Here is a 25600-nt window from a genome sequence, read left to right on the forward strand (position 1 = left end):
TCTAACCTCACTGACCTTATAAATGAATTATTTATTTTTTTCTCCATATTTTACCTATAATTTTTTTGATTATATAAGCTGGTGCCTTGTATCCCATTGATTTAAAAATATTAAAAACCTTACTGAATAAAAGTTTTTTTGATCCTAGATTAAGTTTGATTTGGTTAGGGTTACAATGCTGAGATCGGAATGTAACAAGATCATTTAACTCACCAATACAGTCACTAGCAATTTTAGAGACTGAAAATTTTTCCTCAAGATGTAATCTTGAATTAATTGCAATTGTTCTCCTTAATCCCGTATTATCAATAAGATATGATAATCCATGAAACCATCCATCCTCTGTATTCTCTACAAGTAACCCATTTTTTCCATTTTTCACAACAAAACGATATGGTTCAACATCAGAATATATCCCTGCTGCTCCCATAGCCCCATATTCTAAATATTTGTTAAAGTATTTAGATGCATGAAAATCACTAGCTGGTAAAATAGCTATTCCGATATCCCAGTGTAGACTTTTCATTTCTTGTATATATTCCTCATAATCGGTTTTATAAGGAATGAATTTATAGTTTAATGCCCCTAAATCAGGCTCAGCTCCCATAAATTCAATAGAAATACCATCTTTATATTTAGCTTTCAAATCATTAAGTGGTCTTTTCAGAAACTTTTCGATATTAGTCTTATGATCAATACCACCGCTGAACCCTATTTTTATACACTTTCTCTCATTCTCTGAATGCTTCTCTACTGCAACTTCTTTAATCAAAAGGGCAGGAGCATCTATTATAACTGCTCTTCTAATTACAAATGGTTCATATTTCCTTTTAATATGAATATTATTAGTTAGTAAGAAATCTGAATTGTTTATAATTGTAATTATATTTTTTCTGACCATTTCAGTATTAAAATAGTCTTTACTAGTAGCATCTAGAGGAATATTCAATAAGTCATCATCCAGATAATATATTACTAATTTACCCAATCTCTTGCATTCCTTGATAATATCAAGTTCATAAGAATCTGCTGAACGGATACTAATTATGATATCAGCCTCCGCCAATATTTCCTTGGTGAGTTGAGCGGTTAAATAAAATTGAAAGTTAATAAACTGTTCATGTTGTAAATAATTCATAATTTCCACTATTCCAACCTTTGCAGATGGAATATCACCTAGACAGAATGCGACAACTTTTGTTAAACGCATTTAAAAGTTCTCCTTAAACAAGGACATTTCAATAATTTCTCTACCATTGATTAAGTATCTTTCAGTTTCCAGGAAACCAGCCTTTTTATAAATTTTATGCGCTGTTACATTGTCTGTGATTACCTCTAAATATATTTCATCTAGCTCTAAAATTTGAAAACCGAATTTACATAAGTTAAGGGTGACAGCTAATCCTAAGCCTTTTCCACGAGTCGAGGGTTCGCCTATCAACAATCTACCAAATTCGGCTCTTTTTTTGTCATTATCAATATCATATAAGCCAAGCATCCCTACTCTTTTACCTGAGTCTTCGAGATCTTTAACTATAAACATAATATCGTTTGTTTTCTGTAAATAGTTCTCAAACCATCTCTTTTGCTGATCCATATCAATATAATTATTAGTCAGAAAACTGGAGTGATTAAGAGGGGAGTTTCTCCATCCCCTCATCAACTCAATGTCTGCTTCTGTCACTGGTGTTAAGATAAACTTATTACTTTTGATTACATAGTCGTGGTGCACTTTTTGACCCCCATCACATACTTGTAAACTTCACTACGTGTTCGACTACTTTGTCTACATCACTCTTCTGCATTCTAAGATGCATTGGTAACGACAAAATCCGTTCACTAATATAGTGAGAATTTGGACAAGTTCCTTTAGCATGAGAGTACATTCTATATTCTGTGTTGTCTCGGTAATGTACTCCGGGATAAATTTCAGATTCATTTAAAGCAAGGAGGAGTTCATCCCTTTTATCAACTTCAATAACATAAAGATGTCGAGAGGAATCACATCCTGGAGCTACTTTAACTGATCTAATATTTTCATGCCCTTCGAACCCTTGATCATACCAGAGAGCCAGTTGTTTACGATAAGCATTATCTTGATCCAGATACTTAAGTTGCACAAGACCAATTCCGGCCATAATAGAATTTCCATGGTACTTGTAACCGACATGTTCAACGTCATACTTCCATTTATAAGCCCCTTTATCCGTAGATCTGGCATAAGTATCTTTGTTTATACCCAGCCAAGTCAATTTACGACATAAATCATCGTTATCTTTATCCTTGAAACAAATCATACCAGAGTCTGCTGTAGGGAGATTTTTAACAGCCTGGAAAGAATACACTACTACGTCTGCTTCTCCACCTGGGATCTTTCCATTTAGTCTGGTACCTGCCATATGAGCCGCATCCAAAATAAGTGCCAGACCATATTTTTTACAAAGTTCAACAATTTCAAGATATCTCCCGGTATTTCCACCAATACCTACAAATAATATCGCTTTAGTCTTATCCGTGATTTTAGCTTCCACATCTTTAGGATCAAGACACATAAATTCATCTACATCAGCAAATACTGGTTTTAAATCCTCATACAAAATAGCATGGTTAGTGGATACAAAAGTTAGTGGTGTTGTGATAACCTCAGCATCATCTCCCCATTCCTTCTGCATCTTCAGAATCTTAAATGCTAAACCGAGTCCTACAGTCGCAGAATTCAAAAAATGGGCATTCTCCAGTCCAGTGTACTCTTTCCACTTTTCTTCGAGTTGCACGGTTTTAAAACCTAAACCTGTCCAACCTTTTTCTAGACACTCACGAATCTCCTCTAAACATTCTTCAACCCTAAATGTAGGCATAAATAATTGAATAGACATAATATATAATCTCTCCCTGTTGTTATTCGATAAAAAAGCTATGAAGCGCTTCACTGAAGTGTCTCAACTGTCGTTTATTGCGAATCAAATTTGAATTATCCAAGACAGAATATTTTGGCCGCCTAGCTCTTGTCGGGTATTTCTCTGATGACACTGGACATATTTCACTGTGCTTGAACTGCTTAACTTCAGCTATCAACTTGGCAAATTCGTACCATGAGGTAATTCCCGTATTAGTAATATGATACGTTCCATATGGATATCCAATAAGCTCAAGTAGTGACTCCGATAAATCTACCGTATAAGTTGGCGAGCCCCATTGATCATCTACTACATTCAAGATTTTTGCGTCCCCTGAAATATTCTTTACGATTGTATCAGGGAAACATTTTCCTCCCTTTCCAAACAACCAAGAAGTTCTAACAATATAATAATTTTCATAATTAGACTTGAGAATATCTTCAGCTAGCATTTTAGATCTACCATATACATTAATTGGTTTACGATCATCATTTTCTCTATACGGGATGTTACTATGGCCATCGAAAACATAGTCTGTACTTATAAAGACAATGATTGGTTGTAGTTCTCTTACGCTCTCTATAAGATTATACATACTGAGACTATTTACATTATAGGCTTGTAAAGGATCGTCTTCGACCTGATCAACATTTGTAATTCCAGCTGAATGAATGACTACTTCCGGTTTATATTTTTCTATAGCTGCCTTAAGGGAACTAAGATCAGTTATATCACAATCTTGTTTTGGTGTTCTTACTACTTGGTGTCCCTCTAATTTAAATTGACGGTAAATTTCTTGTCCCAGCAATCCGAATCCACCTAGTATTAACACTCTCAAGTTCTCACTCCCTTTCAAAACTTTCTAACTCAAAGGTTTCCAATTCGCATCTTTGTCCGAAAGAGAAGGTTGAACTAATCCGTCTAAAGGCCATTGAATTCCTAATTTTGGGTCATTCCAGAGAAGCCCTGACTCATGCCCTGGATCGTAAAAGTGTGTGCATTTGTATGAAAACACAGCAACATCAGAAAGCACAAGAAAGCCGTGTGCAAAACCTTCAGGAATAAAAAACTGTTTACGATTGGTGCCCGAAAGGTGGATACCGTGCCATTTTAGAAATGTTGGGGAGCCCTTTCGAAGATCAACTGCTACATCATATACTTCTCCTTCAAGAACTCGAACCAGTTTCCCTTGTGGATTTCTGGTCTGGTAGTGCATTCCCCTCAAGACACCTTTTTTAGACATAGACTGGTTGTCTTGAACAAAGGATGTGCTGATCCCGTTTTTCTTAAACTCCTCTTCATGATATGTTTCCATAAAATAACCTCGTTCATCACCAAACAACTTAGGTTCAACTATAACTAAGCCCTCAATATCGGTTTGAGTAAATATAAAGTTCCCCATTTTCTACCTCCTCAAATTAGCTAAGATTATAAATATCCATTAAATACTGGCCATATTGAGTCTTTAACAAAGGTTGAGCAAGTTGGACGAGATCATTCTTGGAGATATAACCCATTCGAAAAGCAATCTCCTCAATACATGAAATGTATAGGCCTTGCCTTTTTTGGATTGCTTCCACAAAGTTACTTGCTTCAAGCAATGATTCATGTGTTCCAGTATCAAGCCAAGCCATTCCCCTGCCCATCAGCTCAACTTTAAGTTGTTCCCTGTATTTATATTCTTCTATTACGGAAGTTATCTCTAATTCCCCCCTCGCTGAAGGAATTACTTTGGAGGCTATGTTCGCAACATCTCCATCAAAGAAATATAAACCCGGCACTGCATAATTTGATTTTGGAACAACTGGTTTCTCTTCTATGGAAAGCACATTATTGTTCTCATCAAACTCTACAACCCCATATGCAGTTGGGTCTTTTACATTACAGCCGAAAATCAGTGCTCCTTCTTTTAATTCAGCAGCTCTATGTAGGGTTTGACTAAACCTTTGACCGTAAAAAATGTTATCACCAAGTACCATCGCTACGGGTTCATTATTAATAAAACTCTCACCAATAATAAAAGCCTCAGCTAAACCTCTAGGTTCATTTTGAATTTGATATTTAAAGTCCATCCCAAGTTGGCTACCATCCCCAAGTAATTGAGTAAAGAAAGGAAGATCTCTAGGTGTTGATATGATTAGAACTTCTCTTATTCCTGCCAACATTAGGACGGATAATGGATAATAAATCATAGGCTTATCATAAATAGGAAGCATCTGTTTTGAAACAGCTCTAGTTAGTGGATAAAGTCTTGTGCCAGAACCACCCGCTAAAATAATACCTTTCATTTTACACACCCTTTAATACTATAGTTTTCAATTATTATGTTCAGAAGATTCCCTCATATAGCTCTTGTAGTACAGTTATGCTAAAATATTGTCGTATCTACAAGAAAAGGAGAATCATACCTTGTCGAATCCAGTATACGGGAAATCTAATAAGACGTCGAGAAAAGCAAATAGCAACTCGAATACGCCACTACTATGGACATTGACCATAGGACTTATCTTATTTTTACTCTGGTCCTCTTTCCAAGTTGCGTTATTTAATGGGCAATTGCTCCAATACGAGGGCCCCATTTATTGGGCAGTTGTACTTTCAACCCTCCTATTCGTTATTTGGGTAGCTGCCTCTTTCAAGCACATGAAACTAGAAACACAGCAAGATTGGCTTAAGATTGCGGTGATATTACTGCCACTCACCTACGTCTTGTCACTTGTAAGTGCAGCATCAAAATATTTGGCAGTCAACATGATTCTTATCCAATGTATCTATGCCATGATCTTTGTAATGACTATGTATCTGCTCAAAAACAACAAAACCAATCATATCATACATTCTTCCTTAATAGGAATTGCATATGTAATTGTCGGATTTGGATTGCTAAATTGGTTTGGTGCTTTTAGTTTTACGGGCAAGCTAGTTGGGTGGTTCTCATCCGGCGTGGTGAATGGCGTTTATAATCAAACCATCTGGAACGACTCAAACGGCCCTCGACTTGCATCGGTATTTCAGTATCCTAATACATACGCCGCTTTCTTGATGGCTTTCTTGTTTATTACCGTTTTTAGTATGATTCGCGCAAAAAAAGTATACACCCAAATACTACATGGATTCATGCTTGTACCGATCATTCTGTCTCTACTATTGACACTCTCTCGGACCGGGCTTGTTATGCTCCCAATTGTATTTGTTATTCTGCTATTGATGTTGAAACCTGCTAAGCAAATTCTGTGGTTTATCTATTTGGGGATAGCTGCAATTGGTACACTGATAGTGTTAAATCCGATAAATACAGCAGGACTTGAATTGCAACAACAATTCTCCAACTCTCTCGCAGCTAAAGGTTGGATGTATTTAATTGCTGCATCCATAACCGTGGCTCTTGTATGTTGGGTTATCCAGCGTTGGATCGCACCGCGACTGGAGAACGGGCTTCAATCCTGGTCAGCTCGAAAGGGCTCCAGTCTATGGATCCCACTAGGGTCTGTTATTTTGACAGTCATTGTTGCTGTGCTTCTGCTCGGCACGAGTGTGCGGAACATTTTGCCCGATAGCATTAGCACACGACTTGAAAACATCAATTTTCAACAACACAGTGTGCTCGAACGGATTACGTTTTATAAAGATGCCACAAAACTATTTGCGGACTATCCAATCATAGGTGCCGGGGGTGGAGCTTGGACCACCTTGTATGAAAAATATCAGAACAATCCTTATGTCAGCGCTCAAGCTCACAACTTCTTCATGCAGTACCTCGTTGAGGTTGGAATCGTAGGTTTTATTATTTTTATGGCATTTATACTCTTTGTTTTCTATCAATATGTGCGTAGCTATGTCAAAAGGAGTGAGGAAGAACGCGAATCTCATTTTGTGTACTTCATCCTGTCCATGTCCATTCTGGTACTGAGTATCCTTGATTTCAATATGAGTTATGTCTTTATTGGAATTCTTGTTTTCCTTGGTCTCGGCGGAATGGCTGCTGCGATGGATCCTAAGCCGCTGCGTCGATTAAAGCTTAGTGACTCCACAGCACGTGGAATGTACAGTGCGATTGCCGGATTGGCTGTTATTCTCCTACTCATTATATCTGTTCGCTTCCTGCAAGCTAACCATTACGCTTTCGAAGCAAAAGAGGTAGCTCAAGTTAGTCAGGACTTCCAGGAGATCAAAGCTCCACTCGATAAAGATCTGTCTATCCGGAGCACACATACAGATTCGTTGCTGATGCTTTCTTCCCTTTATCAACAGGGCTATGAACAAACAAAAGATGATCAATTTTACAACAACTCTCTTGATTTACTTCAAAAAGGTATCGCAGCTGAACCATATAATAAAAGTATAGTTAAGGAACTGATTCGTTTATATGATCTAAGAACAGAATATGATTCAGCTTATACTCTCCAAAAAGAGTATGCTACCAACTATATCTGGGATATGGATTGGTATGAGACGCTAATTAGCCGTTCGTTCGATCTCGGGTATCAAGCACTTGGACAAGGAGATACAGCTAAGAAGGAATCTTACTTCACATCAGGTCTGGATGCTTACCAACATGTTGTTGATGGCGTAGAACATCTCAAGACTCTCCCTGAAGGGCAGCTTCAAGGACAGCCATTCGAGCTTACCCCAACAATGATTCTGAATGCAGGAAAAATGAAATACATGTCAAACGATTCTGCCGGAGCTGTAACGATTCTAAAAGGTGGAATTGCAGAGGATCTGTCCGATGCGACCAACCGTGAAATTGCTCGTTGGTATCTTGCGGCTCTGACGAAAGACGGACAACAAGATCAAGCGGTGTATGATAAGTTGATTGCTGTTGCACCTAATGAAGCGAACGAAATTAAACAAATTGCTGAACTGAACTTCTAACAAAAAAGTGTTCCTTATGATTCTATTAAATAATATTTCACACTAAAAAAGGTTTGCCCAGATGGGCAAACCTTTTTTTTCTCTAATCCTTTAGAAGTTAAGCTAATTCGATGACACGATCTTCCTCAAATAATTCAGTAAATCATCCCTAAGATCCGGGCGCTGAAGCGCATAATGAATGGTCGTCTCAATAAAGCCCAGCTTCTCCCCAACGTCATGACGCAGACCATCAAAATGATAGGCAAGTATCTGTCGCTGATCGTTCAAGCGGGATAAGGCATCCGTTAACTGGATTTCTCCGCCTACACCAGCAGATTGCTGACCAAGAATATCGAAAATATCTGGCGTAAGAATATAACGTCCCATGATGGCTAGGTTCGAAGGTGCGTCTTCTGTCTTCGGTTTCTCAATTAAACGACGTGCACGGAATACACGATCATCAGTTGGAGAAACGACCTCTCCGTCTACGATTCCGTAACGGGAAACTTCGCTCCAGTCCACAGGTTGTACCCCTACAATCGGGGATTGCAGCTCGTCATAGACTTCCATCATCTGCCCCAAACAAGGTTGCTTGGATTCCACGATGTCATCCCCGAGAAGGACAGCGAACGGTTCGTTCCCGATAAACTTGCGAGCGCACCAGATGGCATGGCCGAGGCCCTTCGGTTCTTTTTGCCGGATATAGTGGATATCTGCCATATCAGAAGGTTTGCGAACTTCGTTGAGCAAGTCCCACTTCTGTTTGCCTGCCAGATTCTGTTCCAGTTCAAACGAATAATCGAAGTGATCCTCGATGGCCCGCTTCCCTTTACCTGTAACGATAATGATATCTTCAATACCTGAAGCTACCGCTTCTTCGATAATGTACTGAATAGTCGGCTTATCAACGATGGGCAGCATTTCCTTCGGCATGGCCTTGGTTGCAGGCAGAAACCGGGTACCCAGCCCGGCAGCCGGAATAATGGCTTTGCGGATTCGCAGCAGAACCCACTCCTTTGCTAGATAGAGTCATATTTTAATATATTTAATGATGGAAAACTCCAATATGATTGGACTTCATTATACCATCAACAGCTCCCGAATATCCTGCTCGGATAAGGTTGTTGATCCCCCATCTCCCGGTTCAATCACTTCCGCGATCAGATCCTTCTTCCGTTGCTGCAATTCCAGAATCTTCTCTTCAATCGTTCCCTCCGTAATCAGTCGGATAACCTGAACGACTTGCTTCTGCCCCATCCGATGGGCGCGGCCAATGGCCTGTTCTTCTACTGCGGGGTTCCACCACAGATCATATAGAATAACAGTGTCAGCACCCGTTAAGTTCAGTCCAGTACCGCCAGCTTTCATTGAGATCAGGAATAGCTCGCCTTCCCCCTCGTTGAACCTGCGGCACATGTCGACACGGCTCTGAGACGGTGTCTGGCCATCGAGATAAAACAGATTCCTACCCTGCGCAGCCAGTGTCTGCCTGATCAGGTTCAGCATGCTTGCAAACTGGGAGAAGATCAGAATTCGTTTGCCTGCAGCCAGACAATCCTGAACCGTTTCGAGCAGCTGCTCCATTTTCCCTGAGTCTCCCTGATAGCCCTCTACAAACAGAGCTGGGTGACAGCACAGCTGGCGTAAACGGGTGATGCCTGCAAGTATTTTGATCCGATTCTTCTGAAAACCGTTCTCTTCCATATCCTTGGAGGTCTCATCCTGAAGCTGGGAGAGGTAGGCGGCATACAGTTTCTTCTGCTCCACTGTTAGCTCAGAGCGCTGTACCGTCTCAATACGATCCGGTAATTCCTCCAGTACGTCCTTCTTCAGGCGGCGGAGAATGAACGGACGGACCATCCGGGCAATGCGCTCAGGCGGCAGATCCCGGAATCTGCGATAGCTTGGAAACAGACCGGGGAATATGGCTTCGAAGATGGACCACAGTTCATCCAGCGAGTTCTCTACAGGCGTTCCTGTAAGCGCAAAGCGCCGTGGGGCCTGAATCTGCTTGACGGCCTGAGCCGTCTGAGAGGAAGAATTTTTGATTGCCTGAGCCTCGTCCAGGATAAGCGTATGGAATGTTCTTCCCAAATACATGTCCAGATCTCGACGCAGCAATGGATACGACGTTACGATCACATCCGCCTGATTCATGTCTGCCAGCATATTGGCGCGCTCTTCCTTTTGTCCTGCAGCGATCAGGACGCGTAAATGCGGGGCAAAGCGCGCAAATTCATTCGCCCAGTTGTAGGTCAATGAAGCAGGTGCGACGACAAGCACAGGGGGATGAGTCGCTTGGCTTCGAATGGTTAGGCCATCCTGCGATGTTCCCGACGCATGGGAATTCCCCCCTAGCCCTACGAGAGACGCTTCATCCCATGGCAATCCGGTTGCAGGGTCAATCCCTGAATAGGCTGCCTCTGAAGCACCCTCTCGCAGATTTTTCCTGTAACGCTCTGATCTTCCAACATCTCTATCTAAGATTGGATTCTCACTTAGTTCAGCCGTGATATAGGCGATGCTTTGCAACGTTTTGCCAAGTCCCATATCATCTGCCAGGATCCCGCCAAAGCGATAAAAGGCGAGTGTGCGCAGCCATTGATATCCACTGGCCTGATAATCCCGCAGCACGGGAGCGAGTCCATTCGGCATTGCAAAATCCATCCGCTCAGGATCACGAAGGTCATCCAGGAAACGCTTCAAGGAACCTCCCCACTTCACATGACCGGAAACCTCATCCCGGCCCGGAAGCTGTAACGCTCGAACTGCTGGCAGCCGAATGTGGCTGCCTTTGATATCGCCCGCTCCAAGTCCCAGCGAATCCGCCATGTGGGCGAAGCTGTCAGCTCCTTCATTTTCAAGCGATAGAAAGACACCACTGCGCAAGCGGAAATACGGTTTCTTTTCCACAATGCTGCGCATGATTTCCTGAAGTTCCTGCTCGTTCACACCTTCCATCTCAAACGAAATCTCCAGCCAGTCCAGACCTTTCCCGAGATCTGCCCGAACTTTGGGAGGGGTTGGGTAGGATTGCATCATGGCCTTTACGGCATTCGGGACATAGATGTCCACCTGTTTCTCCAATTCAGGCACCAAATGATACATCACATCATAGATGGCATCTTCCCGTTCACTTGCCCACACACTGCCTTCCCGTTCCAGGAAGGAACGATCCAGTCGCTCAATCAGATTCCGCTCGGCATGACGATCACGCACTAGGATAACCTTTTTCTCTTCTTCATCGATCAGATACTCAGCCAGCGGGTTAATCACCATTACACCATAATCAAACTCCAGACGCGCAGTGATCCGCTCCCGGTAAAAATCAATATACAGCTTCGGCGCAAGCTCCGGCTCAGCAATTCGTTCACGCACCTGAGAGTCGATCGACAGATGTCCAAGCGTACGCAGTTCCGGCACCACATGCTGTACAAACTCATCGACTTGCTGAGATGAAATATCGATGCTTTCCTTAATGCCATACGAAGTGAGTGCCCTGCTCAAGTCTTCCAGACTGCGCATCTGCATCGGCTCCAGCATGTGAAGCTGTCCTTCGACCACAGCAGCATCATAAGCTGGAAGCAGAATCAACTCGCGCAAACCCGAGATCTCGAGCTGGTACCCCTCATTGTCCCCCTGGGCAATCCGGTAAAACAAAGGCAGTGCCCCTTCACCCAATGTGAGCGGCCCGTTCGCAAGACCCGTACCTTCCATCCGGCTGTCGGCCTGAAGCAGCAATTCCAGGAGAGGTTTCCACACCAGCGGCGCAATCAATATATCCCGTCCATCCGAAGCTCCCAAATAACCGGAGATGGATTCACGATACGCTTCCTCGCTCTGCCTCATACGAATCAGCATGAATAGAATCTCCTGATCCTGAGGGCTGAAATAATGCATGGAAGGATCATAGAAAAACAGTTTGGTAAACGACATCGGCTCGCCCTTCTCAACGCAGCTCAGGAATTGCTTCACCTTTTGCACGACGTATAACCGCTTACTTCCGACCTTAAGCTCCAGAGTGAGCTTGGCTCCCCCCTTGTGAACCTGAACGAGCTTGCATATAAACTGAACCTGAAGCTCTTCCCGCAGCGATGAGCGGGTGACAGGTGCTGTATATTTACGTTCACCGGCATGTAAGGGACTGCGTTCCTTGGCAAACATGGACAGAATCTGGTCAGCTGTGCGGTACGAAGGCTTGTCTGCTGAACGTCCCCAGCCAGGGGCTGAACTTGGGCGACCTGCCTGGGCAAAATGAGCAACTGGTCGATGATCCGCATCAGCAGCGGGGTTAAACCCTGAAGCCGAGGATCCATTCTTTTGTGCAAAAGAATGCGATGTTGTATTCGTACTGGAGTCCATATACCGTTTTGAAGCTGAACCTTCGTGTCGTTCCGGATTGTCGTTCCTAGCTGAGTCTAAGGTTGAAGAAGAGTTGGGACGCTCCCACTCCTTCTCTTCTACCAGCGTGCCTACCCTGGAAGCGGAGCCTGTACCAGAGCGAGAAGGATTCCCTGAGGTAGGTTTGGATGACTTCTGCGAACTACCGGTAACGGCAGCATTAAGCTCCTGCTGCTCACCCCATTCATGAATCGCCAACAGAACCGCAGCGACATGTTTGCAATAGTCATAATACCGGCCATCGCCTGGACAAGTGCAACTTGCCTCAACTTCCCCTTTTTCGTCCAAATCCACCTTCACCTGATATCGTTCCGTGCCACGCACCATGGCTTCATAATGACGCTGATCGTCACTGACAACCAGATTGCTCACCCTGCCGGACTGGTTATAGGCTTCCCCTCGTTTGAATGCCGTGACCCCGCACAGCAATTTGATATCCATCATGGTGAATGGCGCCACGTATTTCGCCTCCTTATGCGTTCTGACGGGTATGAATAACTCTAAATCCACCTGTCCCTTTTACAGAAAAAACCCCAAGAGCTCCGTAAAGCAGAGATTGGGGTTGCTTCATGCTTGTAACTTGTTGCTTGCTATTATACTTATCGTCCTAATAAATGTAACCTACGATCCGCTTATTTCACCAATTGACCACGCGTAACGCCCAGTTGGTTGGTTGCTTTCAATGTTTTCCACACTTGTGTACCGCTGATCTCGCCGCGAAGTGCACGGTTGTACAGATCAATAACCTCCACAACCTGCTCCGGCGTCTCTTCCAGGAACTCGACGCGGTAACGGGATACACCCAGGTCCATGAAGTTGGTCAGATACTCGGCACCCGACTGTTCCACTGCATTATAAACGGTATTACGGCAGCCTTCATCCACACGTACCGGGTGGGACATGCCAATCCGGTCTTGCAGGGATGCACGCTGTTCTTCACAAGGACGTCCACAGTTCGTATAGTCCGTTCCTTCACTCATAAACGTACAATACACGCAGTGCTCTGTATGGAACATCGGCAGATGCTGATGAATAACCACTTCGGTCTGGCTTGTACGGGAGTTGCCGAGCAGATCAACCATTTGTTGAATGTTCAGGTCATAAGATGGTGTGATCCAGTCACATCCTGCTTCCAGGAACAATTCCACAGCCTTATGGTTGGCGATGTTCAATGAGAAGTCACCGATCAGCTCTGGATGATCTGCATCCGGGTTCTCCATCCGGTGGCGCAGGTAGAAGTACAGCGCACCTGTATTACGTACCAGCACAGCGTCTGGCTTCAGACGCAGGATGTTGTTGTGGTATCCGTTCTCGCCAGGCATGTGAATGCGCGGCGTTGCCAGGGCAATCTTGCGGCCAGCGGCATGCACGGCTTCCACAGCAGCCGGGAACTGCTTGATAAACTCGAAGTCGGCGTAGATCATGCCGACACCCGCTTCCAGCGCTGCCTCGACTTGAGGCAGGCTGCGGCAGAGCGCGGTCAGCTCCGCTTGACCGCGAGCCACTGGCGATGCCGGCTTAACCGCATCACCGTAAACTTCCACCGCCCGTTTCACGTAGACGGGCGGTTTAGGGCGCTCGCCCGCGAGCTGTTCCACCGCCTGACGGCGAATGTTATTCAGCTCGCGCATCGGGATGATGACGTCACCGTGCAGGTTGACGTCCAATTCTTCCAGCTGGAACACGGTGCCGCCCAGACGTCCGAATTGCTCCTCGAGCAATTCATAGGTCATTGGACGCTTCTGGGCAATGTCCAGTTCCATCTCGGAATCGATCCGTACGGTCGTGCCTTTCTGCACGTCTGTCCACCAAGTGCTGAGCGGCTGCCCAGGGCTGCCGATGACTTTTACTTTTACCGGGAATACACGGTACGGCTTCTCAGTCTCGAAGCTCTGGCGCAGACGTTTGTCCAGCGCAGGGTCATTCGTTTTCCACACTTTGTCGCCAACCTTCACGCGGCGCAGATCCACGTCACTACGACCTGGCACGATGTCCACGATCCAGCCTTCACCGGCTTCGCCTTCAATCTTCACGCCTTTGCGACGTACGTCGTATACCCGTCCGCCTTCTTCCTTCTGCGTTGGATCACCAGCGTCAAACACGATGCCGTCTCCACGCTTCACAGGTGCGTCCAGCTTCAACACAACACCGTCACGCAGAACTTGATCCACGCGTCCGAGGTAGACACCACGGCTTTTCGGGAATGTACCATCAACCAGCTGTTTGTTGTTTGTCCCGTCCAGGAAACCATGTGTGAAGCCGCGGGAGAAGCTTTGCTGCAGCTCACGGATTTCTTCCTTGCTTGGTGGCGTATTGTCACCGTCGAAGTAACGATCAATTGCTTTGCGGTATTTGCTGACCACGTTCGCCACGTATTCCGGGGTTTTGAGACGTCCTTCGATTTTGAAGGAAGTTACGCCTGCTTCGATCAGTTCCGGCATTAAGTCAATGGCAGCCAGGTCCTTCGGAGACAGCAGGTATGCAACATCCCCCATCGGCTTATGCTCTCCGTCAATCATCAAGTCATATGGCAAACGGCAAGCCTGTGCACATTCACCGCGGTTGGCAGAACGTCCGCCCCACATCTCGGAGGTCAGACATTGTCCCGAATACGATACACACAGTGCACCATGCACGAATACTTCCATTGGAAGTTTCGCCTGTTCACCGATCTTCTGAATTTGCTTCAGGTTGTTCTCCCGTCCAAGAACGACACGCTCCATATCAAACGGCTTCGTAAACTCAACCGCTTCCGGTGATGTAATCGTCATTTGAGTGGAACCGTGAATCGGGAAATCCGGTGAGATCTCGCGAATCAGTTTCACCAAGCCCAAATCCTGTACGATCACGGCATCTACGCCAGCATCGACACATGCGTCGATCAGTTCCTTGGCATCCGCCAATTCATTTTCAAAAATCAATATATTAAAGGTCAAGAACCCTTTTACGCCATAACTGTGCAAAAACGCCATAATCTCCGGCAGTTCTTCCATGCGGAAATTGTTCGCGCGCGCCCGTGCATTAAACTTTTCGACTCCGAAGAAAATCGCATCCGCGCCGTTGGCCACCGCCGAACGCATACAATCCCAGTCACCTGCAGGTGCCAGAAGCTCGACGTCTTCTCTTCGTAATGTTGCTGTTTTCATGTAGATCCTCCCCATAACCGGCCTTCGCCGGATTTCATCCCTGTTTCCTCTTACGTTTAGCCTGTACCTTCATCCCGTATGCCTGCATTGTCACTGTATCGCTATATCTATACATTATGTCTGTATTCCCTGATTCCCAAGCCTACAGTCATCTTAATTTATCAGATCAGCAGTCATAACTCCTGAACTAAGATATTGTACCACTTCTGCACTCACTCTTCTACGCTTTCCTGAAAAAACCGTTTACCATTTTCATTTCCATCTGTTCAATTATAATTTTACACTTTACCACTCCGATTGCAGTACCATCTTCCGACCGCTGTTATCCCTGGATTTTTTTGATTCCCTTTATAAAGGGGAAAATTCAGTGATAAACGGGGCTTATGCTTCCGATGTAGCTTTCTTTCAGAAAGCTTTCAGCTTCGCTTCTCCAGATTGGTTCTGCACTCTTCGTTCCGTGTAATATTGGATTCATTTGATTGAAATAGAAAAACCGGAAGATCTCAGACCCTCCGGCTTAAACTTCATTATTTTGTAAAAGTAAATGATTTCACGGCTTTTTCCAGCGCTGCGATCTGCACATCCGTTTTGTTGGCATCATTCAGTCCCGTTGTGATCGTATACGTCATACCATTCTGTTCAAAGACGATCTGCTGCCCGGTATACGGCACGCCATTGTCCAGCTCATGATACGTGAAGGAGAACGCCGGAACACCAGCAATGGTCGTTTCCCCACTGTTCAGCAGCTTGAAGTTTTTCCGCGTTTTCGCAGCTTCCTCATAAGCTTCTCTCAGCTGGCTGACCGTCATTTCAACCGATTGATCCTCGTTCACGCCAATGGAGAACTGGCCACCTGTGAACGTATAAACAACGGGAGAATACTCGAATCGGTCATTATACGCTGTCCAGTAACGCGGAATGTCGACGCTATAATGGTACCGTTTGGACGTACGTGTTAAAGTCTTCGTTTTATCGGTCAAATACGGATCTTCATCCAGTTGTCCGAAGTTATCGGAGACGGTATCAAAATCAATAACCACACTATTCATCACCCGCTCAAACCATTCCCGATCCTGAGTCCGCTCCTCAGGGAATGTGTATTCGGCGTAATAGCGATAACCATTTTTCTGCAAAAGGACGTCGAACTCCGTCTGCCACCCGTCACCGAAGTTATAACGGAACTCATTTACCTCCGCCGTTTCGCCAGAAACGTCTATGGTATACGAACGAATCGGTTCATAACTTTCAGGTGTGAACGTTTCTCGCATCCATTTGTCCAGTTGGCCGCTCCAGTCTTTTACGGTTGCCCCAGCTGGCGCTGAGGTCACACGCATTTGCAAAAACGCGCCATCCTTGGACTCATAAGTCATCTGAGTATTATCCATGGACCAACCAGCTGGAACACTCAGTTCGATGCCATAATCGTCATTCCAGGCAGAACGCATGCCATTATCGACAGTGGACAGATCCTTAATGGTCCGGTCCGATTGCACGTAGGTGGGCTGGAATGAGTTGAGGAACGCAGCACGTTTGTTCAGATCCTTGTAGTTCAGTGCATCGTAATCCGCCAGGTAAACATCATATTGACGACCATTATTAATGTACTGGCGCATCTCCCATAACATGCCGTCCATATCTTTAACCACGATTCGGGCATAAGGCGTTTTGCCTTTGGCAACGGATTCCCGGTCCAGCACTGTATCCCCCGACTGCTTGGCCTCCTGCACCAGCTGCTGCAGCATGTCATCCGAATCCAGAGCCACATCCTGATCGCTAACATACACCTCAAGGTAGTAGCTGCTGTCCGCCGAGCCAAACGTCATCATCCGCTCCTGCTCACCCGTTTGCAAAACCATCAGATCTGCCGGGTAATTAATGGACCAGCCGTAATAGCTGTTACCGATTCTCGTTTTGCCTGCGTCGAGATCGATACCGCCCTCATCTTCATCCACGGAATCATCTGTTTGCAATAATCGAATGACCACTTCCCCGGAACTGCTCGGAGCGAGTGTCGCCCCAATGCCGGCAGCTACCGGACGAAGGGGGACCATAAGCACGCCATTCACCATTTTGGGAGCGGCACCCATCTCCTTTTTGACCCCATCCACCCAGGCAATGGAGCTGCCAATCGTTAAGGTGACCGTATGCGGACCTTCCTTCACTTTGACAACATCGTTTTTCTCGAGCCGAATTTCGCTGCCAAATGCCTTCTTGAACACACCGACAGGCACCATCGTCACCCCTTTAGCCTTATACGGTTTGGCGATCGCTTGCTTGCTGCCGTTGATGTAGGCGCTCGTGCTTCCGGCTTGGATCCGCAGTTCGTTCGTTGTATATTCAGCTGCCCATACTGGCATTACAGCACCCATGGTCAGCATCCCGGTCAACACCCCTGTGCTCAGCACACGTAAAAATGACTTCTTCATTCCGTTCTATCGTCCTCTCTAATCCGGGTCGTTCACCGGGCTTTATTGTTCTTCGTCAGCCGGAAACGGCTCTTCATCCTCATCTTGGATATCCGCACGATCCGCAAGCACCAATGTACGTGTGACGATATCACCATCGGATTGCATCAGCAGTTTCACCTTTTGCCCGGGTACATATTTCTTGAGCAGCTCATTAATATCCACAACGGAAGAGACACGCGTACCTGCTACGCTGTATAACACGTCTCCTTCCTGGATCTTGGCTTTCTTCGCTTCACTGGACAGCACACCCGTGATCGTCAATGGATCGTCCGTAGGCAGACCCACAATCGCAGACCAGCTCTCTTCGAGCTGCAGACCGAGGCTTGCCCGTTTGATTTTGCCGTATTCAAAAAACTGATTGATAATATATTGAACGGTATCCACAGGAATCGAAAATCCCATATTCTCGACACCCACCGCTGAAAACTTCATGGAATTAATGCCCACAACCTCCCCCTTGAGGTTAACAAGAGGTCCTCCGCTGTTCCCGGGGTTAATGGCTGTGTCCGTCTGAATCAAACGATAGGTTGCCTCCACTCCGCGATTCAGGCCGCTAATGACACCCACGGTTGCCGAGTTTCGCAGGGAGAAGGAGATGGGTGTACCAATAGCAACAACCGTCTCGCCGACTGAAGTTTGGGAAGCCTTGGCGAACGTCGCTGGTTTAAGCGATTTGGCATTAATTTTGATGAGCGCCAGATCACTCAGTGGATCGCTGTATGTTTTTGTAATTTTATATGTACTACCATCGGTCGTCACAACCAAGGCGTTGCTTAATCCATCCACTACATGTGCGTTGGTCACAATCCAACCATTGGAGCGTATAATCACGCCGGTCCCATGAGCCAGGTTATAGCGGTCTGTCGTGACCCCTTCCTGCCCTGCATCTGCTTTGCCAATGATACCAACAACAGATGGTGACACCTTCTCGATGACTTTAGGAATGGCTTCATTCCCCTTGTACTGATAGGTTCCCGTTTTTGCATCATACTGGCCATTCCCACCCATGGACTTGACCAGATCAGCTGCACTGACATACACTTGTCCGTCGACGACTTTGGCCTTCATGCCAGCTGTCTGCTCTGCTGCTCCAGCCGTAGACGCAACACTCACCCCGAGTACAGCAGCCATACACACCGCCATGCATTTTTTCCCCAACGATCTCATCTTTTCACCTAACCCTCTCCATATATCCTCCGTTATGCGACATCCTAGCATCCAACTCTATGGATTTCTTGTCTCTATCATCTGCTATACCGGTATCCTCCAATTTAACATACATATTCTTCCTGTACAAATGTTTTCAGTCCTACTTTTACTCGGAAAAACATGGCTTCACACATACCCACCAGCACACAAAAAAAACACCCTCCACCATTACCCAGGAAAGTGTTTTGTCTGTTTCCGTTTGCTATTTTCGAAATACCCTAACTAAACCAGTTCTTAATCATTGCATAATCCGTCATTAGGAAGACAAGCAGACTGACTACTGCAAATCCGATCGCAAACAGATTCTTCTGCGGTGCTCGAAGAAGACGAACCACACCAATAAAAATAATGATTGTAAACAGAATGACAAAAATATCAAATGCATTAAAATTGGATGTACTCGCCGTGGCAGCTTCTGCAAACAGCATGGATAGACAGACCCCCTCACCATAGTTGAACAGCTAACGCATACCCTAATATCTTCCTCTATGTTATCTGTCCCCTGCTAGTAATGCAAGCCCTATCATCCAGAAAAATGAAAAAAATCCAGTTCGGACTCGGGTTGCTGTAATGCCTGCCCTACCTCATCTGTAAACACTTTCATCGAAATAAACTATTATGCTAACTTCATTGAAAAAGGAATAATCCCTCTTTTGAATGGAGCAAGGCACTCATCGGAAAATAAATACCTCGCCCTTCATCAAAAGAAGGGTTATTGATTATAGAGATATCCACCCTTGTTAGCTAATCCACAATTTACGTTCCAGCTCGGCTTGTCGCCAAGATACAGATAAGTAAATGATATATGAATCTGAATCAAGTGGGGTGGATGGTCACTATGTTTTCATTTCAACGAACAATACTGTGCCACCTACTCCGTCAATTGCAGCGTTTTGCTTCGTTCCGTATCGCGTTCCAATACCGGTTTAAGGTACCTGCCTGTATACGAGGCTTCCACCTTAATAATATCCTCTGGTGTCCCTGTCGCCACAATCGTTCCGCCACCACTACCACCTTCAGGACCCAGATCCACGATATAATCAGCGGTTTTGATAACATCGAGATTATGCTCGATCACGAGTACCGATTCACCGGAATCCACCAGACGGTGGAGCACATTAAGCAGACGATCAATATCATCGACATGCAGACCTGTAGTAGGCTCGTCCAGAATGTAGATTGTTTTGCCTGTACTGCGACGATACAACTCGGAAGCAAGCTTCACACGCTGGGCTTCACCACCAGACAAGGTCGTTGCAGGTTGACCAAGGTTAATATAACCCAGACCCACATCAAGCAATGTCTGCATTTTGCGATGAATCTTCGGAATGTTCTCGAAAAATTGTGTAGCATCTTCAACTGTCATTTCGAGTACATCCGCAATATTTTTGTTTTTATATTTAACTTCAAGGGTTTCACGGTTGTACCGTTTCCCTTTGCAGACTTCACAAGGAACGTATACATCGGGCAGGAAGTGCATCTCGATCTTGATAATTCCATCCCCGCGGCAAGCTTCACAGCGTCCACCCTTGATGTTGAAGCTGAACCGGCCCTTTTTGTAACCACGGACTTTCGCTTCATTCGTCTGTGCAAACAGATCACGGATATCATCAAAGACACCGGTGTACGTAGCCGGGTTGGAGCGCGGTGTACGGCCAATTGGCGACTGGTCGATATCGATGACTTTATCAATATGTTCCAGACCCCGGATCTCTTTGTGCTGGCCGGGACGCACACGTGCACGGTTCAGATCCCGTGCGAGCGTTTTGTACAGAATTTCATTAATCAGTGTCGATTTACCTGATCCGGATACACCTGTGACTGCAGTAAATACTCCTACCGGAATTTTCACATTCAGGTTCTTCAGGTTATTCTCCTTCGCACCCCGAACTTCCAGCCAGCGATCTCCTACACTGCGGCGTTCCGTCCGTACAGGAATAAACTTGCGTCCGCTAAGGTACTGCCCCGTCAGCGAGTTCTCGTCATTCATGATCTCTTCCGGTGTACCCTGTGACATGACGGTACCGCCATGAATACCTGCGCCTGGGCCGATGTCGATAATGTAGTCGGCTGCCAGCATCGTGTCTTCATCATGCTCCACGACAATCAGCGTGTTACCGATATCCCGCATGTGAGCAAGTGTGGAGATCAGACGATCATTATCCCGTTGATGCAGACCGATACTCGGCTCATCGAGAATGTACAGCACGCCCATCAGACTGGAACCAATCTGGGTCGCGAGACGAATCCGCTGCGCTTCACCACCGGACAATGTTCCGGCAGCGCGGCTCAGGGTCAGGTAATCCAGACCGACATTGACCAGGAAGCCAAGACGGCTGTTAATTTCCTTCAGAATCAGTTTGGCAATGGCTTGTTCCTTCTCGGTAAGCTGCAGCGATTCGAAGAAACGTCCTGCTTCCCCGATGGACAGGCCGGTTACATATGCCATGTTGTGGTCGTTGATGGTAACAGCCAAGCTTTCCCGTTTCAATCGGTGTCCTTTGCAGGTACCACAAGGCTTCGCACTCATGTAACCTTCAATAAACTCCCGGATCCCCTCGGATGCCGTCTCACGATAGCGGCGTTCCAGGTTATTAACGATTCCTTCAAAGGTCACCATGGCTTCCTTGCGCTGCCCAAAATCATTCTCGTAACGGAAACGGACCTTCTCCGAACCTGTACCATTTAACAGCTTGTTCATCTGATCCGCTGGCAGATCCTCTACAGGTACATCCTGTGGAATATTAAAGTGCTCGCATACTGACTTCAGGAACTGCGGATAATACGTGGACGTACCGCCTGTCCAGGCATCAAACGCGCCTTCTTCAATCGTTTTGCTGCGATCCGGAACGAGCAGATCCGGGTCTACGATCATTTTCACACCCAGTCCATCACAATCAGGGCAAGCTCCGAACGGACTGTTGAAGGAAAACATCCGTGGAGCGAGCTCTTCAATACTGAACCCACACACCGGGCAGGCAAAGTTGGAACTGAAGCGCAGTTCTTCTTCCCCCATAATATCAACCAGCAGTTGTCCTCCGGACAGATTAAGTGCCGTTTCAATGGAATCCGCCAGACGTGCTTGTACATCTTCCTTGACTACAATCCGGTCTACAACCACTTCAATGGTATGCTTTTTATTTTTCTCCAACTGAATATCTTCAGACAAATCACGAATTTCACCGTTTACCCGCACACGGACGAAGCCTTGTTTGGATACATCGGCAAATACACTTTTGTGCTCGCCCTTACGGCCAGAGATAATCGGTGCCAAAATCTGCAACCGGGTGCGTTCCGGGTACTGCATTACGCGATCTACCATCTGCTCTACGGTCTGGGATGTGATCTCCACACCATGATCCGGACAGTGAGGATGTCCCACACGTGCAAACAACAAACGCAGGTAGTCATAGATCTCCGTAACCGTTCCTACCGTGGAGCGCGGGTTGCGGCTTGTTGTTTTTTGGTCGATGGAAATGGCCGGTGACAGGCCCTCGATCGAGTCGACATCCGGTTTTTCCATCTGCCCGAGGAACTGGCGTGCATAAGCAGATAATGATTCCACATAACGCCGCTGTCCTTCGGCATAAATCGTATCAAAAGCCAGCGAGGACTTGCCTGAGCCACTCAGACCGGTCAATACGACAAAACGGTCACGCGGGATGGTAATATCAATGTTCTTTAGGTTGTGCGCTCGCGCACCTTTAATGACAATGTTCTCGCTCGCCAATGGTTATCCATCCTCTCAATGTTGTAATTCCAACCTTTTTAAAAGGCGTTTCGATCCCACCCAAACCCTCCCTTCCAAGGGAGGGCCCCATAGGGCGCAGCCCTCTGGACACCCGAAACAGGCTGTGCTTGGTGTGGGGTCGGGTCTTGCTATGTGAAGGTATGTCGTGTGCCCGCAGCTCCTTCCAAGATTCCGGCCTGCTGCCGGTCTCTTGGAAGGCTGCTCTACTGTGAGGGGCGCTCACGGCTCCGCCTCGCTCGCGGTAAGTCGCCATTGCCTTTGGCTCGGCTCCAATGAACACCAAGACGCTCACGGCTTCGCCTCGTTCGCGGTAGGTCGCCATTGCCTTCGGCTCGGCTCCACTGAACACCAAGACGCTCACGGGCTCCGCCTCGCTCGCGGTAAGTCGCCATTGCCTTCGGCTCGGCTCCACTAGACACCAAGACGCTCACGGCTCTGCCTCGCTCGCGGTGGTCGCCATTGCCTTCGGCTCGGCTCTACTAAACACCAAGACGCTCACGGCCCTGCCTCGTTCGCGGTAGTCGCCATTGCCTTTGGCTCGGCTCCTCTCTACACGACTTCCAAATGCTTTCCTATAAACCTTTTAACCAAATTCAACATTTCTATCAGTATAGACCTGATTCCAGGTTTTCAACATGACTAATTATCGGTCATTCCTTGCCGGTTCTTTACTCAACAAGAGAACGGCCAACTGGCCGTTCTCTTGTTGCATATCTATTTATCAATTTACTCCGCACGCAGCTCCAGCAACGCATCGCGAAGCTCTGCTGCACGCTCAAACTGCAGGTTCTTCGCGGCGTCTTTCATCTCAGCCTCAAGACGCTGAATAAGTGACTGACGCTCCTTCTTCGACATCTTCTCGGCAGCGCCTGTAAGATACTCGTTCTTGGATTCGGCAACCTTGGTTGCCTCGATCACATCACGCACTTTTTTGCGAATCGTCTGTGGAGTAATTCCGTGCTTCTCGTTATATGCTATTTGGATTTCACGACGGCGTTCCGTTTCCTTCATCGCTTTGTCCATCGAATCGGTCACTTTGTCACCGTACAGAATAACTCGGCCATCACTGTTCCGCGCGGCCCGGCCGATCGTTTGAATCAGGGAGCGTTCGGAACGAAGGAAACCTTCCTTGTCGGCATCCAGGATGGCAACAAGCGAAACTTCCGGCAAATCCAAACCCTCTCTTAGCAAGTTGATCCCGATCAGCACATGGAATGTGCCCAGCCTCAGATCACGCAGGATCGCCATACGTTCCAATGTCTTGATCTCAGAGTGCAGATAGCGCACCTTGATTCCGATTTCCTTCAAGTAATCGGTTAAGTCCTCGGACATCTTCTTCGTCAGCGTTGTAATAAGCACACGTTCGTCCTTGGCAATCCGGTCGTTAATCTCGCCGATCAAGTCATCGATCTGTCCTTTCGTTGGACGAAGTTCAATGATCGGATCAAGCAGACCGGTTGGACGAATGATCTGCTGCACCATTGTATCTGTATGCTCAATCTCATATGGTCCTGGCGTTGCCGATACATAGATGATCTGGTTCATCTTTTCTTCAAACTCTTCGAATTTCAGCGGACGGTTATCCAGTGCTGACGGCAGGCGGAATCCGTGATCCACCAGAACGGTCTTCCGTGCCTGGTCACCGTTGTACATGGCACGGATCTGCGGCAGGGTCACGTGGGACTCATCGACAACGATCAGCATGTCGTCCGGGAAGTAATCCAGCAGCGTGTATGGCGTATCACCACGTTCACGGAATGTCAGCGGACCTGAATAGTTCTCGATCCCCGAACAGAATCCAACTTCCTTCATCATCTCGATATCATAACGTGTACGCTGCTCCAGTCGCTGCGCCTCCAGCAGTTTGCCTTGTTCGCGGAGCACTTCAAGCCGTTCTTCCAGTTCACGCTCAATGTTGACAAGTGCAACCCGCATCGTTTCTTCCTGGGTTACGAAGTGAGATGCCGGGAAGATCGCAATATGATCGCGCTCACCGATCAGTTCTCCGGTTAACACGTCAATCTCTGTAATCTTCTCAATCTCGTCTCCGAAGAGCTCTACTCGAATGGCATGTTCACCCTTGGATGCCGGGAATATCTCTACGACGTCGCCACGTACACGGAATGTTCCCCGTACGAAGTTGATGTCATTCCGCTGATATTGAATCTCGACCAATCGGGACAAGATCTGATTACGCGGCTTCTCCATGCCTACGCGCAGTGACAGCAACATGCTAGAGTAGTCATGCGGAGATCCCAAACCGTAGATACAGGACACACTCGCTACAATAATGACATCACGGCGTTCAAACAGCGAACTGGTCGCGGCGTGACGCAGCTTGTCAATTTCCTCGTTGATGCTGGAGTCCTTCTCGATATACGTATCGGAAGACGGAATATATGCTTCTGGCTGATAGTAATCGTAATAACTGACAAAATACTCAACCATGTTGTTTGGAAAGAATTCTTTGAATTCACTCGCAAGCTGTGCTGCCAGCGTTTTATTGTGCGCAATAATCAGCGTGGGACGTTGCAGCTTGGCAATCGTCTGCGCAATTGTGAAGGTTTTACCCGTTCCCGTTGCACCCAGCAGCGTCTGATATCTTTTCCCTTCCTGAACACCCTGCACCAGTTCTTCAATGGCAGCAGGCTGGTCACCTTGGGGAGAAAACTCGGACTCGATCTCGAACGTTTTGTCGCTCATTATAATATCGCTCATTGCCGTATCTCACCCTATCGTCTAAAATAATAGTCACTATATATTGTCGAAGTTCCCCGAATTTTCATATGGGAAAACTTATAGTAATAGGAATATTTGTTCCCGTATAATTATACCTCGTTCGTACATGTGATGCAAACGTGAAGTAAAGACAGG

Annotated in this window: 16 protein-coding genes and 1 pseudogene; 1 reads left to right on the forward strand and 16 read right to left on the reverse strand. The window is 46.4% G+C overall.

The genetic code is table 11. From position 1 onward, the window contains the following. Window positions 1–31: 31 nt before the first annotated feature. The 6 genes from F4V51_RS25890 to rfbA are packed head-to-tail and all read right to left on the reverse strand — an operon-like array spanning window position 32 to window position 5185. A complete protein-coding gene (locus F4V51_RS25890; protein WP_153980091.1) occupies window positions 32–1210 on the reverse strand; it encodes a glycosyltransferase in 1179 nt (392 codons plus the stop codon). Then, window positions 1211–1732: a GNAT family N-acetyltransferase gene (locus F4V51_RS25895; protein ID WP_153980092.1), complete on the reverse strand. Its 522-nt coding sequence runs from the start codon at window positions 1730–1732 to the stop codon at window positions 1211–1213. It lies immediately after the preceding gene. A 13-nt stretch (window positions 1733–1745) separates the two neighbouring features. Continuing rightward, on the reverse strand, window positions 1746–2876 hold the full coding sequence (locus tag F4V51_RS25900; protein ID WP_153980093.1) for a DegT/DnrJ/EryC1/StrS family aminotransferase: 1131 nt from the start codon (window positions 2874–2876) through the stop codon (window positions 1746–1748). Between the two features lie 22 nt (window positions 2877–2898). Further along, window positions 2899–3729 (reverse strand): dTDP-4-dehydrorhamnose reductase, encoded by an 831-nt coding sequence (gene rfbD, locus F4V51_RS25905; protein WP_268893557.1) that lies wholly within the window; start codon window positions 3727–3729, stop codon window positions 2899–2901. A gap of 30 nt (window positions 3730–3759) precedes the next feature. Beyond that, complete coding sequence (gene rfbC, locus F4V51_RS25910) at window positions 3760–4299, reverse strand: dTDP-4-dehydrorhamnose 3,5-epimerase (protein ID WP_153980095.1); 540 nt, start codon at window positions 4297–4299, stop codon at window positions 3760–3762. 16 nt (window positions 4300–4315) lie between these two features. Beyond that, on the reverse strand, window positions 4316–5185 hold the full coding sequence (rfbA, locus tag F4V51_RS25915; RefSeq protein WP_153980096.1) for a glucose-1-phosphate thymidylyltransferase RfbA: 870 nt from the start codon (window positions 5183–5185) through the stop codon (window positions 4316–4318). Between the two features lie 121 nt (window positions 5186–5306). Between rfbA and F4V51_RS25920 the strand changes: the two genes are divergently transcribed. Further along, window positions 5307–7772 (forward strand): O-antigen ligase family protein, encoded by a 2466-nt coding sequence (locus F4V51_RS25920; RefSeq protein WP_153980097.1) that lies wholly within the window; start codon window positions 5307–5309, stop codon window positions 7770–7772. 102 nt (window positions 7773–7874) lie between these two features. Here the strand turns inward: F4V51_RS25920 and galU are convergent, their stop codons facing one another. The 10 genes and pseudogenes from galU to uvrB form a co-directional block, all read right to left on the reverse strand. Next, on the reverse strand, window positions 7875–8753 hold the full coding sequence (gene galU / locus F4V51_RS25925) for a UTP--glucose-1-phosphate uridylyltransferase GalU (protein WP_153980098.1): 879 nt from the start codon (window positions 8751–8753) through the stop codon (window positions 7875–7877). Window positions 8754–8831: 78 nt separating this feature from the next. After that, a complete protein-coding gene (locus F4V51_RS29490) occupies window positions 8832–12113 on the reverse strand; it encodes a DEAD/DEAH box helicase (protein WP_416226546.1) in 3282 nt (1093 codons plus the stop codon). 240 nt (window positions 12114–12353) lie between these two features. Further along, window positions 12354–12596, reverse strand: a pseudogene (locus tag F4V51_RS29495) (SWIM zinc finger family protein); the annotation flags it as partial. Between the two features lie 188 nt (window positions 12597–12784). Beyond that, window positions 12785–15298 carry a U32 family peptidase gene (locus F4V51_RS25935; RefSeq protein WP_153980100.1) on the reverse strand — a complete coding sequence of 838 codons (2514 nt, stop codon included), beginning with the start codon at window positions 15296–15298 and terminating at the stop codon, window positions 12785–12787. 527 nt (window positions 15299–15825) lie between these two features. After that, window positions 15826–17724: a stalk domain-containing protein gene (locus F4V51_RS25940; RefSeq protein WP_153980101.1), complete on the reverse strand. Its 1899-nt coding sequence runs from the start codon at window positions 17722–17724 to the stop codon at window positions 15826–15828. A gap of 42 nt (window positions 17725–17766) precedes the next feature. Then, the gene (locus F4V51_RS25945; RefSeq protein WP_167301712.1) at window positions 17767–18933 is read right to left on the reverse strand and encodes a S1C family serine protease; all 1167 of its coding nucleotides are present in this window, start codon (window positions 18931–18933) and stop codon (window positions 17767–17769) included. A gap of 260 nt (window positions 18934–19193) precedes the next feature. Next, the gene (locus tag F4V51_RS25950) at window positions 19194–19403 is read right to left on the reverse strand and encodes a DUF2759 family protein (protein ID WP_153980102.1); all 210 of its coding nucleotides are present in this window, start codon (window positions 19401–19403) and stop codon (window positions 19194–19196) included. A gap of 443 nt (window positions 19404–19846) precedes the next feature. Beyond that, window positions 19847–22705: an excinuclease ABC subunit UvrA gene (gene uvrA / locus F4V51_RS25955; RefSeq protein ID WP_153980103.1), complete on the reverse strand. Its 2859-nt coding sequence runs from the start codon at window positions 22703–22705 to the stop codon at window positions 19847–19849. A 224-nt stretch (window positions 22706–22929) separates the two neighbouring features. Next, window positions 22930–23157: a hypothetical protein gene (locus F4V51_RS25960; protein ID WP_153980104.1), complete on the reverse strand. Its 228-nt coding sequence runs from the start codon at window positions 23155–23157 to the stop codon at window positions 22930–22932. Window positions 23158–23452: 295 nt separating this feature from the next. Beyond that, window positions 23453–25444 carry an excinuclease ABC subunit UvrB gene (uvrB, locus tag F4V51_RS25965; protein WP_153980105.1) on the reverse strand — a complete coding sequence of 664 codons (1992 nt, stop codon included), beginning with the start codon at window positions 25442–25444 and terminating at the stop codon, window positions 23453–23455. Between the last annotated feature and the right edge of the window lie 156 nt (window positions 25445–25600).

The organism is Paenibacillus xylanilyticus, assembly GCF_009664365.1.
GTDB lineage: Bacteria > Bacillota > Bacilli > Paenibacillales > Paenibacillaceae > Paenibacillus > Paenibacillus xylanilyticus_A.